The sequence below is a fragment of the Litchfieldella qijiaojingensis genome (assembly GCF_014651875.1).
In the GTDB taxonomy this organism is placed as follows: domain Bacteria; phylum Pseudomonadota; class Gammaproteobacteria; order Pseudomonadales; family Halomonadaceae; genus Litchfieldella; species Litchfieldella qijiaojingensis.
Genome location: NZ_BMXS01000027.1, coordinates 25,903 through 40,670, shown reverse-complemented (window position 1 = coordinate 40,670; position 14,768 = coordinate 25,903). Strand labels below are relative to the sequence as shown.

Annotated in this window: 12 protein-coding genes; 6 read left to right on the top strand and 6 right to left on the bottom strand. The window is 62.2% G+C overall.

The genetic code is table 11. From position 1 onward, the window contains the following. The first annotated feature begins 31 nt into the window (after nt 1-31). Nucleotides 32-724 carry a hypothetical protein gene (locus IE093_RS19305; protein WP_189472088.1) on the top strand — a complete coding sequence of 231 codons (693 nt, stop codon included), beginning with the start codon at nt 32-34 and terminating at the stop codon, nt 722-724. A gap of 184 nt (nt 725-908) precedes the next feature. Beyond that, a complete protein-coding gene (locus IE093_RS19300; protein WP_189472086.1) occupies nt 909-3,536 on the top strand; it encodes a CARDB domain-containing protein in 2,628 nt (875 codons plus the stop codon). 111 nt (nt 3,537-3,647) lie between these two features. On the opposite strand, the gene argF is transcribed toward IE093_RS19300, so the two are convergent. Further along, nucleotides 3,648-4,568 carry an ornithine carbamoyltransferase gene (gene argF / locus IE093_RS19295; protein ID WP_189472084.1) on the bottom strand — a complete coding sequence of 307 codons (921 nt, stop codon included), beginning with the start codon at nt 4,566-4,568 and terminating at the stop codon, nt 3,648-3,650. A 158-nt stretch (nt 4,569-4,726) separates the two neighbouring features. On the opposite strand from argF, the gene grxD reads away from it, so the two are divergent. Further along, entirely contained in the window at nt 4,727-5,077 is a 351-nt protein-coding gene (grxD, locus tag IE093_RS19290) for a Grx4 family monothiol glutaredoxin (protein WP_189472082.1), read from the top strand. Nucleotides 5,078-5,221: 144 nt separating this feature from the next. Here grxD and rnt read toward each other — a convergent pair whose 3' ends face one another. Then, nucleotides 5,222-5,887, bottom strand: coding sequence for a ribonuclease T (gene rnt / locus IE093_RS19285; RefSeq protein ID WP_189472080.1), 666 nt, complete (start codon nt 5,885-5,887; stop codon nt 5,222-5,224). Between the two features lie 214 nt (nt 5,888-6,101). Between rnt and IE093_RS19280 the strand changes: the two genes are divergently transcribed. The 3 genes from IE093_RS19280 to IE093_RS19270 all read left to right on the top strand — a co-directional run bounded on the left by IE093_RS19280 (nt 6,102) and on the right by IE093_RS19270 (nt 8,890). Next, nucleotides 6,102-7,322 carry an argininosuccinate synthase gene (locus IE093_RS19280; RefSeq protein ID WP_189472078.1) on the top strand — a complete coding sequence of 407 codons (1,221 nt, stop codon included), beginning with the start codon at nt 6,102-6,104 and terminating at the stop codon, nt 7,320-7,322. A 9-nt stretch (nt 7,323-7,331) separates the two neighbouring features. Further along, a complete protein-coding gene (locus tag IE093_RS19275; protein ID WP_189472076.1) occupies nt 7,332-7,625 on the top strand; it encodes an HlyU family transcriptional regulator in 294 nt (97 codons plus the stop codon). A gap of 125 nt (nt 7,626-7,750) precedes the next feature. Beyond that, nucleotides 7,751-8,890, top strand: coding sequence for a DUF294 nucleotidyltransferase-like domain-containing protein (locus IE093_RS19270; RefSeq protein WP_189472074.1), 1,140 nt, complete (start codon nt 7,751-7,753; stop codon nt 8,888-8,890). A gap of 246 nt (nt 8,891-9,136) precedes the next feature. Here IE093_RS19270 and IE093_RS19265 read toward each other — a convergent pair whose 3' ends face one another. The 4 genes from IE093_RS19265 to IE093_RS19250 are packed head-to-tail and all read right to left on the bottom strand — an operon-like array spanning nt 9,137 to nt 14,558. After that, nucleotides 9,137-11,920 carry a sensor histidine kinase gene (locus IE093_RS19265; protein ID WP_189472072.1) on the bottom strand — a complete coding sequence of 928 codons (2,784 nt, stop codon included), beginning with the start codon at nt 11,918-11,920 and terminating at the stop codon, nt 9,137-9,139. Next, nucleotides 11,917-12,126, bottom strand: a complete 210-nt coding sequence (locus tag IE093_RS19260) for a hypothetical protein (protein WP_189472070.1) — start codon at nt 12,124-12,126, stop codon at nt 11,917-11,919. Before IE093_RS19260 ends, IE093_RS19265 begins: the two co-directional genes overlap by 4 nt. After that, the gene (locus tag IE093_RS19255; protein ID WP_189472069.1) at nt 12,123-14,186 is read right to left on the bottom strand and encodes a 3'-5' exonuclease; all 2,064 of its coding nucleotides are present in this window, start codon (nt 14,184-14,186) and stop codon (nt 12,123-12,125) included. The genes IE093_RS19260 and IE093_RS19255 overlap by 4 nt, the downstream gene beginning before the upstream one ends. Then, on the bottom strand, nt 14,187-14,558 hold the full coding sequence (locus IE093_RS19250; protein WP_189472067.1) for a response regulator transcription factor: 372 nt from the start codon (nt 14,556-14,558) through the stop codon (nt 14,187-14,189). Between the last annotated feature and the right edge of the window lie 210 nt (nt 14,559-14,768).

Below are 14,768 nucleotides of genomic sequence, written 5' to 3'. Positions count from 1 at the left end.
TGTTGGCCCCGTGCGACCTGAGGACCGGCTCATGTCATTGAAGCTTCCGTTCTTATCATTATCACCAGGGGCATTATTCGGTATCGGCCTCTGTGCGCTCCTGTCGTTAACGGCGGCACCGTCCCGAGCGGATTATGAGCCACTGGGATTGCATGAGTTGTTCGGGCAATCCGAGCTTATCGTCCGTGGAACCATCGAGGAAGTGAAAGACAAGACGTTCTTGCTCGGGGAGTTTGAGGTGTTGCATGGACCAAACCCCGATAAGCCACTGGAGATCAAGCGTTTCATCGACTGGAGCGGCAACTCGCGTTGGAGCGGGTACCGGGTGGGGCAAGAGGTGCTGCTCTTTCTCGCCGGGCCAGAGGACGCTTCCAATGCTGACTCACCCCCATGGAATATTCGCGGATATGGAGGGGAGGGGGAAATGCCGGTGGAGCATGGATTCGTTTACCTTCATGGACTCTTCCTGGAAGGGTTCCAGCGCCAACGCTTCACGGTTCAGCATGGGACTCTGGATGGTTACCGTTTTCACCTTGATGCCTTCCTCGCGGCCTTGAAGGGATACAACCGTTGCTTTCGGTTCGCGGAAGGACCGCAGACTGAGCGCTCCCCCTCCATCGTACAACAATGTGACGATGAAACACTGGCGATCTTTTGCCGGCAATCGGCCCTGAATCGCTACCTGGTCGAACTAACCCTCCAGGACATTCAGACCCGGTCATGACATGCATCGAGAACGGCGTCTTGGAGCCGATCAACTTCCACCACCGTGGTGAGGGTGGTCAACAACGGAGACCTCCATCATGACAGCAAGCATTGGTCGACCGAAAAGGAGAAGGGTGGCAGCTCTTCCCGTTCGGTATCTTCTGGGTGGGCTGAGTGGGTGTTTCGTTCTGCTTTGGGGAAGCATGGAGCCGGCGAACGCGGCAGTCGTCAACTGTCAGGCCAATCGGCCAGACGCCGGTAACGTGATCTACCTCTACTATCCGACGACAAGTGACAGCAACTTTCCGGACGATGTGGGGGGTATAGGAGAAACGACGTCGCCACTGGCGCCATTCGATGTTTCCGACCTGGATTCGGGGATAGGAACGACCGCCGAACTACGCTCGGCGATCACCGAGCGCGTGAAGACCGATTACTGCGAGTTCGATGTGCGGATCGTTCAATCCACCAACGATAATGGCACAACCAACCCCACGCCAACGGATCCTCGTTGGCAGGTCATCGGGATCGGTTCGGACGGCAACAACGGGCTTTTCGGCATCGCCGATGATGTCGACATCGGGGACAACGATCTCACTGACTTCGCAAGGGTGTGGGCGGATAGCTTCGGCAATCAATACGGCGGATCCGGTCAGGCCCTCGGCGGTGCGAACTCGACGTTCGAGCGGTGGACGAATGCGATTGCCGGCACGGTGTCTCACGAGGCCGGGCACAATTACGGTGTGGCGCACAACGACTCCGCCTCGCAACCTACGGAAGACCCTCAGAGCAATCACCTGCTGGCGACCGGCAGCACCGGCTTGACCGGGGATGACCGGGTCGAGGATCGCCACTTCAGCGATACCAGCTTCGAGGTCCTGGCGGCGAATATTGGACTATTCGAACAGACGGTCAGCAACTGGGATTTCATCAACCCGAATGACGGCTCGGCTGACGGCTTCCGGATCACCGTGCTGGTCCTGCCATCCGACGGTGCGCCCAGCAAGGCATCGATGTATACCGGTGGTTTGAGCCCATGGTCAGATGTGGACATCTCCGACGACGGGTCCGAGACGTTCAAGGGTACGAACTATAATCGCTACACGATCGATTTCATCAGTCCCAAGAGCTGGAACAACGGTCCCGATGGTCAGGTGCCGGCAGGGGAGGAGTTCCATGTCGGGGTGGGGCTGACGACCGACTATCTCGTGCGTGACACCTCGCTGAGTTCGGGGGGCAGTACGCTGGAACTCAACCCCAGGGTGGTGGGTTATACCACGGGAGGATCCTTCGACCCGGGGAGTGGTGATTTCCATGTCACCTTCACCAACCCGCAGCCCGAAGAGGGGCCGCTGGTGCTGTCGGACTTTCGGATTCGCTATATCCCGCGCACGATCGACATCAACGAGATGGTGCCAGGAGGCAAGCTGCAAGGCATCGATGGACTGCCCGTGGAACCCTGGGATGTACGCGAAACGGAACAGGAAACCTTCCAGGTCGTCGACACGACGGATGTCACCGTTGGCAATCTGGCCGAGGATCGGGCGGTCAATTACATCCACGAACTGGATCCTCAATGCGAGCGAGGGATCACCGGGCCCCCGCCTATCGGCGATATCGATGCGCCTTTCGCCATCGAATACTGTCCCGAAGGGCACGTACTGGGGCTCTTTCCCGCGACGCGGGTCTATTTCGAGGCGACCCTGACCGACCCCGAAGCGCGGTATTTCGACAAGGACCTTCAAAGGTTCGTCGAGGGGCCGTTGAAGTCTCGTATCTTTGTGCAACTGCCGGGCGTAAAGCCCGACCTAAATGACAACGGCATCGATGACGCCATCGATATCGATACCGGCGAGTGCGAGGATGTCAATCGGAACGGGGTTTGCGACAACGTGGAGCCGAAGTTCAAGTATTCGGCAAAACTGATCTGCGGCGTCCAGAAGGATCCCGAGGGCATGCGGCTGGCGCAGGGGCAGTACGCGACTGCGATCAACATCCTGAATCCTGGCGACCGCAAGGCGATCCTGACCAAGAAGCTGTCCTTGACCTTCCCGCCTGAGGAACAAGGTCCGGGTGAGGTGTTGCCGATCGGCAGGGATACGCTGGGACCGGACGAAGCGCTCGAGGTGGATTGTCTCGATGTGCGTCGTCGCCTGTTTCCTGACGGGTTCCAGACCTCATATATCAAGGGGTTCGTGGTGTTGAGGAGTAACGAGAGCCTGGATGTCACCGCGGTATATACGGTCAAGGGGGTTGAGCGCGAGCAGGATCACCACCGCCGTTCCGGGAGGCATGACGGTTGCAAGCAGGAACATGGCAACGATCCTTGCCATGGAATGGGGCATCGTGACAGGAATGGGGCCAAGTGTCCCGAAGACCGACCTCGGGACTGCGAAGTCGTTGAGCCCCCTGTGCCCGTCAGCATCGATGTTGAGGTCGTTCCCGAGCGAAGGATTGCCGTTCAGGAACCGCCGGTGAAGCAGTGCCCGGATCTCGTCGTGCGTGAGATCGGGCGCCCCTCGGTACGTTGTCCAGGCGGAAGTGGCAACTGCAGAACCACGGTGCGGGTGGTGGTGGCAAATATCGGCGACGCTGATGCCGGTCCCTTCGAGGTGCAATCGGTACTCGATCCATCACAATCGGTTGCCGTCACGCGTCAGGTGTCGGATGGGCTACAGGTTGGGGAGGAGCGGACTCTGCCCGTCGTGACGCCCCCGGGCGGCAACTGCTTCGATCCTGACTGCACGATCAGCGTACGGGTCGATAGCGGCCAATCCGTGAGGGAGTGTGACGAGGGCAACAACGAGAGCAGTGAAACGACACCCGGCTAATGGAAGCGTCACCGTCTTCTTGCTGCATGAATCCCCCACGCCAGCCTCCAGGGGTTGGCGTGGGGCGAGAGTATCGGTGGCGTGACTGTCCGCTTCGTGACGTGATGGCGCTCAACCGTCGACGCGGCCCAGTAACAGGAATTCCAGCAGTGCCTTCTGGGCATGCAGGCGGTTGCCGGCTTCCTGCCAGACCACGGCGCGCGAGTCGTCGAGCAGGGTTTCGCTGATCTCCTCGCCACGATGTGCCGGCAGGCAGTGCAGGAACAGGACGTCCTTGGCTGCCTGGTCGAGCAATGCCTCGGTGACCTGGAAACCGGCGAAGTCTGCCTCGCGCTTGGCCTGCTCCTCTTCCTGGCCCATCGAGGCCCACACGTCGGTCGTGATCAGGTCGGCACCGCGTGCCGCCTGCTGCGGGTCGCGCAGGATCGTGACGCGATCGCCAGCTGCGGCGGCGATGGCAGGATCGGGGTCATAGCCTTCCGGGCAGCAGATGCGCAGTTGGAAGTCGAACTGGCGAGCGGCATTGATCCACGAATGGCACATGTTGTTGCCGTCGCCGATCCATACCGCGGTCTTGCCGCGTACGCTGCCGCGGCACTCGGTCCAGGTCATGACGTCCGCCAGCAACTGGCAGGGGTGATAGTCGTCGGAGAGGGCGTTGATCACCGGCACCGAACTGGCAGCGGCGAATTCCTCCAGGCCAGCATGTGAGAAGGTGCGGATCATCACCGCATCGACCATCTCCGACAGCACGCGAGCGGTATCGCCGATGGGTTCGCCGCGGCCGAGTTGCGTGTCCCGAGGAGACAGGAACAGCGCATGGCCACCGAACTGGGCCATGGCGGTCTCGAAGGAGACACGGGTTCGGGTCGATGACTTCTCGAAGATCATCGCCAGGGTGCGGTTGGAGAATGGCGTATAGGTCGGACCGTGGGTCTTCAGGCCGTTCTTGATGGTGATGGCCCGGCGAATCAGGTAGGCCAGCTCGTCCGGCGAAAGGTCCAGCAGGGTCAGGAAATGGCGAGTCGCCATGATGTCACTCCGCACGCAAAAACCCACATCCTAGCCAGCCGCTCAAAGTTGCGCAATGCACACAGTCCAGGTCGGGCCATTCTTCGGGGGCTGTTTTCGATGCGCCGGCATCAGTAGAATGGGGGCAACTTCAAGCGTCACGCCATAAGGATTTCATCATGAGCACTACGACCGAGACCATCCAGAAGCAGATCCGGGAGAACCCGATCCTGATCTACATGAAGGGTACGCCACAGTTGCCGCAGTGCGGTTTCTCCGCCCAGACGGTCCAGGCCCTGATGGCCTGCGGGGAGCGCTTCGCCTTCGTCAACGTTCTCGACAACCCGGATATCCGTGCCGAACTGCCCAAGGTCGCCAACTGGCCGACATTCCCGCAGCTTTGGGTCGAAGGTGAGCTGGTCGGCGGCTGCGATATCGTCGTCGAGATGTACCAGAACGGCGAACTCGAGCCTCTGATCAAAGACGCCGCCGCCCGCGCCCAGGCAAGTGACGAGCAGAGCGATAGCTGAGGCGGACGAGATTCAAGAAGAAAAAGACATAAGCAAGAAGAAGAAAGCAGACAAGGGGTGCAGCCTCTTGTGACTTTGGGCCCTTGCGGCGGCAAGCCGCAAGGGCCTTTTCATGTCCGCTTGTCCTGAGAGTCGTGGCGATCGTCAGTCCTCTTCCAGCCCCTGTTCGCGTTGGGCCAGGTTCCAGCCCCCCAGGTCCTTGAAGCGGTTGACGATGGAACAGAACAGCTCGGCGGTACGTTCGGTATCGTAGCGTGCCGAATGGGCCGAGGAGTTGTCGAATTCGATGCCGGCGGCACGACAGGCGCGAGCCAGCACCGTCTGGCCATAGACCAAGCCTGAGAGAGTAGCGGTATCGAAGCTCGAAAAAGGGTGAAAGGGATTGCGCTTGATACCGCAACGGTTCACCGCAGCGTTGAGAAAGCCATGGTCGAAGGCGGCGTTGTGGCCGACCAGAATCGCTCGCGTACAGTTGTTGGCCTTGATTGCCTTGCGCACTGGGCGAAAGATCTCGCCCAGCGCTTCGGCCTCGGAGAGAGCGACTTTCTTGCGCAGTGGATCGTCGAGCTTGATCCCCGTGAAGTCCAGCGCCGACTGCTCGATGTTGGCGCCTTCGAACGGTTCGAGATGGTAGGCGTAGGTGGCGTCCGGTATCAGGTTGCCTTCCGGATCCATGCTCAGTGTCACCGCCGCGATCTCCAGGATCGCATCCTGCTGGGCATCGAACCCTCCGGTTTCCATGTCCACCACCACCGGTAGGTAGCTGCGAAAGCGTTGGGCCATCAGATCGCGGGCGCTCGCCTCGCTCATGCACCTCTCCCTTGTCATTGGATCATATGTTTCCTGGCGGTTGCTGCCCGCGCTGAGTGCACGAGAGTTTAGCATCTTTGTCCCGCGCCCGTCCTGAGGTGGCGGTATTCGCCAGGCATCAACGGCGCTATAATGATGGGCTATCGAATTGCTTTTCGACGTGCGGCCAAGGCCGCCGTACTTTCCATAGCGTCATCTAGCGAAGGAGCCCAGAATGTCCGATGTCAAGAAGGTCGTTCTCGCCTATTCCGGCGGCCTGGACACGTCCGTTATCGTCAAGTGGTTGCAGGAAACCTACGACTGCGAGGTGGTGACCTTCACGGCCGACATCGGTCAGGGCGAGGAAGTCGAGCCGGCCCGGGCCAAGGCACAGGCGTTGGGTGTCAAGGAAATCTACATCGAGGACCTGCGCGAAGAGTTCGTGCGCGACTACGTCTATCCGATGTTCCGCGCCAACACCATCTATGAAGGCGAATACCTGCTGGGCACCTCCATCGCGCGTCCGCTGATCGCCAAGCGTCTGATCGAGATCGCCAACGAGACCGGTGCCGACGCCATCTCGCACGGCGCCACAGGCAAGGGCAACGACCAGGTACGCTTCGAACTCGGTGCCTATGCGCTCAAGCCCGGGGTCAAGGTCATCGCCCCGTGGCGCGAGTGGGACCTGACCTCGCGCGAGAAACTGATGGCCTACTGCGAAAAGCACGAGATTCCCGTCGACTTCTCCAAGAGCAAGAAGAAGTCGCCGTACTCCATGGACGCCAATCTGCTGCACATTTCCTACGAGGGCGGCATTCTCGAGGATCCTTGGGCCGAGGCCGAGGAAGACATGTGGCGCTGGAGCGTATCGCCGGAAGCCGCGCCGGACGAGCCGACCTATGTCGAGCTGACCTTCGAGCAAGGCGATATCGTCGCCATCGACGGCGAGGCCTTGAAGCCCCATGAGGTGCTAACCAAGCTCAACAAGCTGGGTGGCGACAATGGCATCGGCCGTCTCGACATCGTCGAGAACCGCTACGTGGGCATGAAGTCGCGTGGCTGCTACGAGACGCCGGGGGGCACCATCATGCTGCGCGCCCACCGTGCCATCGAGTCGATCACCCTGGATCGCGAGTCCGCCCACCTCAAGGATTCGCTGATGCCCAAGTATGCCGAGGTGATCTACAACGGCTACTGGTGGAGCCCGGAGCGCAAGGTGCTGCAGGCCGCTATCGACGAGACCCAGAAGCATGTCTCCGGGGTGGTGCGCATGAAGCTGTACAAGGGCAGTGCCACCGTGGTCGGCCGCAAGTCCGAACAGTCACTCTTCGACGAGTCCATCGCCACCTTCGAGGACGATGCCGGCGCCTACGATCAGAAGGATGCCGAAGGCTTCATCAAGCTCAACGCGTTGCGCCTGCGGATTGCCGCCAGCAAGGGGCGCAATGCCAGCTGAGGAGGCGCCATGCTGAAGAAACTGTTTTCCGGCCTGTTCGGTGGCGGCGATGACCGATCAGCGTCCCGCGAAGCCGACCCGGTGGATTACAAGGGCTATCTGATCATCTCCGACCCGCAGGATGTGGGCGGCCAGTACCGCGTCAGCGGTTGGATCCGCAAGCCGGTGGAGGGGGGCGAGATGCTCGAGCACCGTTTCGAGCGCTCCGACGTGGTATCCGGTCGCGAGGCGTGCGACGAGTTGATGGTCAGCAAGGCCCAACGATTCATCGACGACTTGGGAGATGACATCTTCAAGAAATGAGTCGATGTGGGATGGATGGTGATGGAACGGCGCCCGAGAGGCGCCGTTCGTCTATACACCTTTTGCCAAGCGGCTGGGCACGCCTGGAGCGCTACACTTCAGGGATGACTTATTGAGGATCCCCGATGCGATTGTTGCACCGTGCCTCGCCCTGGCGCGATCTTTTCACCAACGATTCTCTTGCCGATACCCGGTCGTGGCCGACGCTGCTCGCCCCCTTGGCGGATGCCTTCGAGAGGCTGGGGCCAACACCGAACCTGGCCGAAGCCAAGGCATGGCAGGTGACGCTGGTCGAGGCCTTGCAACGCCTCGATCTTCCCGCCTGGCGCATCAGCCAACTTCTCAGTGACCATAACGACTGGATCTATCGCCGTGCCATCGTCGACTCGCTCAACGACATGCAAGGCACGGGGTGGGGCAAACCGCCGGTGGGATTCTGCGTGTTGATGCTGGGATCGGGGGCGCGTCACGAAAGCTTGCTGGGCCCCGATCAGGACAATGCCATGATCGTCGAGGAGTATCCGGATGCTCGGCATCGCGAGATCGATGGTTACTTCCAGGCCTTGGGCGAGCGCTTCACGGCGCGCCTCGATACGGCCGGGATTCCCCTGTGCCAAGGGCATGTGATGGCGCGTTGGCCAATGTGGCGCAAGCGATTATCGGAGTGGTGCGAACAATTGCGGCTATGGACGGCCGATCGGCGCGTCAAGCGCGTGCAGCAATCGAATATCCTGCTCGACTTCTCGCCGGTCTATGGCGATGCGACCCTGGCCGAGGCACTGCGTGACGAAGTAGCCAGCCTGATGCCCCGGGCCGGGCTGTTTCTCGACGAAATGGCGGCCTTACTCGATGAAGCACCGGTAGCTCTCGACCGACGGGGGCGGCTGAGAGGCGATGACGAGGGCGCACCCCACGAACGGGCCATCAACCTGAAACGGCAGGGGGTGATGCCACTCGTCGCTGCCACTCGACTGCTGTCGCTGACTCAGGGAGTGCGCAGTGTCGATACCCGCTCACGACTGGCCGAACTGGTCGGCGCTGGTAGCCTGGACGCGTCACATGCTCAGGCCTTGAGCGCGGCCCTGGACCGATTGCAAGCGATCATCCTCGACTCCCAGCTCGCAAGTCTGGCCGCCGGTCGCGCTGCCGATGGCTGGGTCGATGTTGCGGCCCTCGACGAGGGCAGCCGTTTATTGCTGCGCCATGATCTGCAGACGATCCATGCCTTGGTCAAGCTGGCAAAATCCGCCTCTTCGAGGAAGTAAGCAAGAAGCTTGAAGAGCGGCGCTCCGCGGCTGGAAGTCATAAGCTAGAAGCTTGAAGAGCGGCGCTCCGCGCCTGGAAGCTTGAAGAAAAACCTTGGCTAGATTCCGGCAAGGGCCGAGCCTTGGCTTCGAGCTTCGAGCTTCGAGCTTCGAGCTTCGAGCTTCGAGCTTCGAGCTTCGAGCTTCGAGCTTCGAGCTTCGAGCTTCGAGCTTCGAGCTTCGAGCTTCGAGCTTCGAGCTTCCAGCTTACCGCTCCGGCGGTGTCTTGTTCGCCTTCGCCACTTCCTGTCGTTCGCTGTCGGCGGGCGCCACCGGCAGTTCCATCACCAGACAGGCTCCGCCCAGGGTGGGGGCATTCTCGACCCACAGCCGCCCACCCAGGTGAGCGACGATGCCGCGGCTGATAGGCAGGCCCAGGCCGCTACCACGCGGTCGCCTGCGGGTCTGGCCACTGCTGGCACCATGCTGCTCGATCTGGTGGAATTTCTCGAACACCTGCTCGCGCTCTTCCTCGCCGATGCCGGGGCCGTTGTCCTCGACACTGAGGCGATAGTGCCCCTTGTGGTGTTCGAGGCGTAGTAGGACCCGCGGATCCTCGTCGGCGGCGAACTTGCCGGCGTTGTCGAGCAGGTTGATGATCACCTGTTCGAGTCGGTCCGGATCACCGATCACCGGTGCCTCGTCGGCTGTGATCTCGACGTCCAGCGCCACCCCGCGATCCTCCTGGACGCGATGCACGGCATCCACGCTGTGACGAGCCAGCGCAGCCAGGTTCAGGCGCTGGGGATGAAGTGTCAGGCGGCCGCTTTCCAACCGCGCCAGGTCGAGGATCTCCTCGATCAGGCGCGACAGTCGCTGACTTTCCAGTACCACAACATCGAGGAAGTGGCGCTGCTTGTCTTCGGGCAGATCGCGGGAATCTCGCAGGATTTCGGCGAAGGCGCGAATCGAGGTCAGGGGGGTACGCAGCTCGTGGCTGACCATGGCCACGAATTCGTCCTTCAGGCGGTCGAGTTCGCGCAGACGTTCGTTGGCACTGCGCAGCTCTTCGCCGATTTCTGCCAGTTCCCGGGATTTCTGCTCCAGTTGGCGGTTGTATTCGAGCATCTGGGAAGTGGTGTCGAGGATGCTGAGTACTGCCTCCAGATCCAGCGCCTCGCCACGCACCACCGAATTGATCAGGACCCGCGCCGAGGCATTGCCCAAAGCGCCCGCCAGGGCCTGTTCGGCGCGGGCGATGACTTCCGGAGGTACGGCCTGGTCCTTGCTCGCTTGCCGCTCCAGGCCGGCAAAGACCCGTGCCGTGGCGGGCGCGCCCAGGTAACGATTGAGCAGCGCTTCCAGCTCGCCGCGAGTGGTCTGGCCTTGCCACAGCGAGGGATATACCAGCGAGGTGTGTAGGGCTTCGGTGAATAGCGCCGCCTGGGTCTGCTCGAGCCGGCTCTGGCGTGTGAACAGCGAGACGCCAACCAGGGTGCCGACGTTTGCCAGTTGGCTCCACAGCAGCGAGTGGCTGTAGATGTCCCAGCCCTCGAGGCCGAATAGGGCATAGGGACGTAGCCACGCAAGCCCCATTGGGCCATGTGTCAGAAAAGCATCGTCGAGCCAACCGGATTGGGCAAAGCCCGGCAACAGAAGGGTATAGACCCATACCGAGAATCCCGCGATCAGCCCTAGACTGGCACCGACTCGGGTGGCACCGCGCCAGTACAGGCCGAGCAGCAGCGCCGGGGCGAACTGGGTGGCGGCGGCGAACGACACCAGGCCGATGGTCACCAGGCTGTAGGAGTCGCCGATCAGGGCGTGGTAGAGATAGCCCAACAGCAGGATCATCACGATCGCCACGCGCCGGATGCCCAGCAGCCAGCCCGACAGATCGCCTCGCGAGCCCAAGTGCAGACGTGGCGAGCGCAGCAGCAACGGCATCACCAGATGGTTGCTGACCATGGTCGACAGTGCGATGGTTTCGACGATGACCATACCAGTGGCCGCCGACAGTCCGCCGATGAATACCAGCAGCGGCAGCCCCTCGAGACCGGCGGACAGCGGCAGGGTCAGCACGAAGCTATCGGGGTCGCCGCCGGGGTCGCCGAGCAATACGCCGGCCAAAGCGATCGGTATCACGAACAGGTTGATCGCCAGCAGGTACAGCGGGAACAGCCAGCTAGCGCGTTTGATATGGCGTTCGTCGACGTTCTCAACCACCAGCACCTGGAACTGGCGGGGCAGGGAAAGAAAGGCCAAAAAGGCCAGTACCAGGGTACCGACCCAGCCCACCCCGCCGCCTGGCACGGCCTCGAGACTCAACGCGCCGTTCAGTTGGGGATGGGCAGCGGCACGGGCGAACAGGTCGCCGGGACCGTTGAACAGCACGAACACCGTGAACACCCCCACCGCCAGGAAGGCGAACAGCTTGACCAGCGACTCGAAGGCGATGGCGGCGACCATGCCCTCGTGACGTTCGCTGGCGTCGAGGTAGCGGGTGCCGAACAGGATGATGAACACCGCCAATACCAGCGCCACCCAGAACGACTTGTCGTCCCAGAAGGCTTCCTCGACCAGGCGTAGGCCCGGCGGCTCGGGATAGTTCATCAGTACCGCATGGCTCAAGGTGATGGCCTTGAGCTGCAGCGCGATATAGGGGGTGATGCCGATCAGCGCGATCAATGCCACCAGGGCGCCCAGGCCGCCGCTCTTGCCATATCGAGCACTGATGAAATCGGCGATCGAGGTAATGCGCTGGGCACGGGCGATGCGCACCATCTTGCGGATCACGAACGGGCTGGCAAGCATCGCCAGCGTCGGGCCCAGGTAGATAAGCAGGAAGCTGGGGCCGTATTCGGCAGCACGGCCGACACTGCCGTAGAATGTCCAGGCGGTGCAGTAGACGGCGATGGACAACGCGTAGACAGTCGGCGAGCCGATAACCGAGCGCCCCTGCTCGGCACGCCGGTCGCCCCAGGCGGCGATCACGAACAACAGTGCCAGATAGCCGAAGGCTATCCCGAGGACCATAAGATCAGTCCTCATGCTCCCCCCTGGTCGTCATGTCGGTGTTCCATCAGCCAGGCGGCCAACGCGATCACCACCCCCCAGGCGAGGAACAGGTAGAGCGGCAGCCACGACAGGCCACCGTTCGTTGCACGGTCGAACGGCAGGATCAGCGGTGGCGAGAACAGCAGGACTGCTAGCACGATCAAGGCGACCAGGCGCTCGCCAAGGCGGGGTGTCTTCATGCGCTGGCATCCTCCCAGTCGAAGGCGCCGGCCTGCAGCGTGAGGAGTTCTTCCAGGGTCGTGATGCCACGCGCCTCCAGGCGCGGCAACAGGGTCAGCCACAGCTCGGCGGTGAGCCGCGCATCGCCCAGCGCGGTATGCCGGGCGCCGTCGGGGATGGTCAGGTCATAACGGTCGGCCAGCGTGTCGAGGTTGTGGCCGTCGAGGCCTTCGTCCAGGGCTCGCGAAATCAGCAGGGTGTCGAGCACTGGCATTCGGAACTCGATGCCGGCGCCCGGCGGTTGCAGGGCCAGAAGGTCGAAGGCGGCATTGTGGGCCAGCAGCACCGCCTCGCCGATATAGTCGCGAAAGCGTGGCAGCACCACCGGCAACGGCGGTGCGCCGGCCACGTCATTGTCGGTCAGGCCGTGGATGGCGGTGCTGGCGGGAGGGATGGGACGTCCCGGGTCGATCCGCTGGTCGAAGGTATCGTCAGCCAGCAGCCGCGCATTGACGATACGGCAGGCACCGATGCTGATCACGCTGTCGCCACGGCGCAGTTCGAGGCCGGTGGTTTCAGTATCGAAGACGACGACTTCGAGCTGACGTAACGGGCAAGCGGCCAACTCGGCATCCGGTGGCGGCAGGTCGGCGATGCCGAAATCGTGGAACTCCGGGCGTGGTGCTGGACGCGACGGTGGCGCTCCGACGCGCTCTTCCGCCGGTAGCGGCAAGCGCAGTCGAGCGTGGTGGCCATCGGCATCGGCCAGGCTCCAGACATCGCTGGCGTGCTGGCGCAGCAAGTCGCCGACGCAGGGCGATAACGGCAAGGCTTCCAAGCGCTGCTCGCACCACTGGGCCAACTGGTGTTGTCGCAGCGGTGTTCCGGGCCAGATCAGATCGAGATAGACGCGTTTGTTGCCGAGCAGGATTTCGCCCTCGAAGCACTGTGTGCCGCTATGCTCGGCCAGGCGCTCGACCAGGGTCTCCAGCATGGTCAGCAGGGCCGGAGCATCTCCCTTCAGCCAGGCCGGCATGCCGATGGGCACCAAGTGTAGGGAGACCGAGGCCAGGCGCTCGTTGAGGGCCTGGAAGAGGTCGTTGGACCACATTGGTACCAACCGCTCGCCCTGGCGCTGCATGTCATCGAGCAGGTTGCCCAGTTGGGTGATGCCATCGCCCATGGCCTGACTTTCCTCGGCGATCACGGCCTCGAGCCGCTCGCGCAGGGCGTCGTGATCCGGGGTCGTATCGCTGATGCTGCTCAAGGCCTCGGCGGCGCTGGTCAAACTCGCGCCATGGCGACGCAGGCTGGGCAGCACGTCGACGAGGTTGGCACGGGCGCCCATCTCACTGGTCCAGGCTGCGGTGGCGTCGGTCAAGGTCAGCAGGGTTTCGCCATGGCTGCGCGGTACGCGGCGCAGTACACAATGCAGCCAGCGATCGTCGTAGGGCAATAGCAGTTCGCGGGGCGAGCCGTCGTTCGGAACGCGCCGCAAGGCCTCCCTCAGGCTGCTGGCGCTCAGCAGGGCTTCCAGGCGTTTGCCCAGCCCCAAACCCGGGTGTCCCTCGAACAGCGTCTCAGCGGCATGGTTGAATAGCATCAGCCGATGGTGATGGTCGCATAGCAACAAGGGGGTATCGAGGACCTGCAGCAGGGCTTCCAGTTCCTGGCGAATACGCGCAGCACTGCGCGCTCCTTCGGTATGCGCGGTGGCGAGTCGCTCGCGATCGGCGCGCCAGCCGTCACGAATGCGGTCGAGATCCGGGCCTAGGTCACGCAGCCAACCTTCCGGGGGATAGTCGGCGCGGGCATCGGGGCTGCCGGCGAGGCGGGCAAGCAGTACATGCAGGTGGCGCAAGGGGGCGAACAGGCGCCGGGCGAGCACGGCACCAAGCCCGAAGGTCAGCACGCTGGCGGACAGGCAGGCAAGCCAAATGGCGAGCCGCGCGGCGCCGCTGGGTGACAGTTCGGCTTCCAGCCACAATGCCAACAAGGCACCACCGAAGAAGGTGACACCGCCGATCGCAAGCCACAGCCCGATCAGACGTTGTCGCTTGGGTAAGGCACCGCGTGCCATCTAGCTCGCCTCGTCCAGCAGTGTCCGGACCTTGTCGACTAGTGCCTGGGTGGAAAATGGCTTGGTGACATAGTCGTCGGCACCCAAGGCCATGCCTTTCTCGCGCTCCACCTCGCGACCATGGGCGGTCAGCATGATGATTGGCAACCGCGCCCTGGCCGGGTCGGCGCGCAACTGCTCGAGGACATCGAAACCGCTGATGTCGGGCAGGCTGATATCCAGCAGCACCAGGTCGGGCGCTTGTTCGGCGACGCGCGCTAACGCCTGCTCGCCGTCTTCGGCGGTCACTACCTCGAAGCCCGCCTGCTGCATCAGGAACTCCAGAGACAGGACGATGTTGGGTTCGTCGTCCACCACCAGTACCCTGGCCATCCGCGTCTCCTTTATCTTTGTTAACTGGAAGTCTAGCGGTGTCGGTCGAGAGGGGAAAAGACGACCTTGGCAGAAGAGGGGGAAGAAGCACTTGCCGTAGCAGCCACTTATTTCACAAAAGAATATGCTATTTCATATTGATTCTTCGCGAATATATTGAAGTCGCCACACTGGACCGCATAATACTGCCTCAAATACCCGAGTAAAGAG

What these genes read in the sequence shown, in the direction of transcription:
- IE093_RS19270 (WP_189472074.1), top strand. Translation starts at nt 7,751, where the DNA reads ATGCGATTGTTGCACCGTGCCTCGCCCTGGCGCGATCTTTTCACCAAC.
- IE093_RS19260 (WP_189472070.1), bottom strand. Translation starts at nt 12,126, where the DNA reads ATGAAGACACCCCGCCTTGGCGAGCGCCTGGTCGCCTTGATCGTGCTA.
- IE093_RS19280 (WP_189472078.1), top strand. Translation starts at nt 6,102, where the DNA reads ATGTCCGATGTCAAGAAGGTCGTTCTCGCCTATTCCGGCGGCCTGGAC.
- IE093_RS19300 (WP_189472086.1), top strand. Translation starts at nt 909, where the DNA reads ATGGAGCCGGCGAACGCGGCAGTCGTCAACTGTCAGGCCAATCGGCCA.
- IE093_RS19255 (WP_189472069.1), bottom strand. Translation starts at nt 14,186, where the DNA reads ATGGCACGCGGTGCCTTACCCAAGCGACAACGTCTGATCGGGCTGTGG.
- IE093_RS19305 (WP_189472088.1), top strand. Translation starts at nt 32, where the DNA reads ATGTCATTGAAGCTTCCGTTCTTATCATTATCACCAGGGGCATTATTC.
- IE093_RS19250 (WP_189472067.1), bottom strand. Translation starts at nt 14,558, where the DNA reads ATGGCCAGGGTACTGGTGGTGGACGACGAACCCAACATCGTCCTGTCT.
- grxD (WP_189472082.1), top strand. Translation starts at nt 4,727, where the DNA reads ATGAGCACTACGACCGAGACCATCCAGAAGCAGATCCGGGAGAACCCG.
- argF (WP_189472084.1), bottom strand. Translation starts at nt 4,568, where the DNA reads ATGGCGACTCGCCATTTCCTGACCCTGCTGGACCTTTCGCCGGACGAG.
- IE093_RS19275 (WP_189472076.1), top strand. Translation starts at nt 7,332, where the DNA reads ATGCTGAAGAAACTGTTTTCCGGCCTGTTCGGTGGCGGCGATGACCGA.
- rnt (WP_189472080.1), bottom strand. Translation starts at nt 5,887, where the DNA reads ATGAGCGAGGCGAGCGCCCGCGATCTGATGGCCCAACGCTTTCGCAGC.
- IE093_RS19265 (WP_189472072.1), bottom strand. Translation starts at nt 11,920, where the DNA reads ATGAGGACTGATCTTATGGTCCTCGGGATAGCCTTCGGCTATCTGGCA.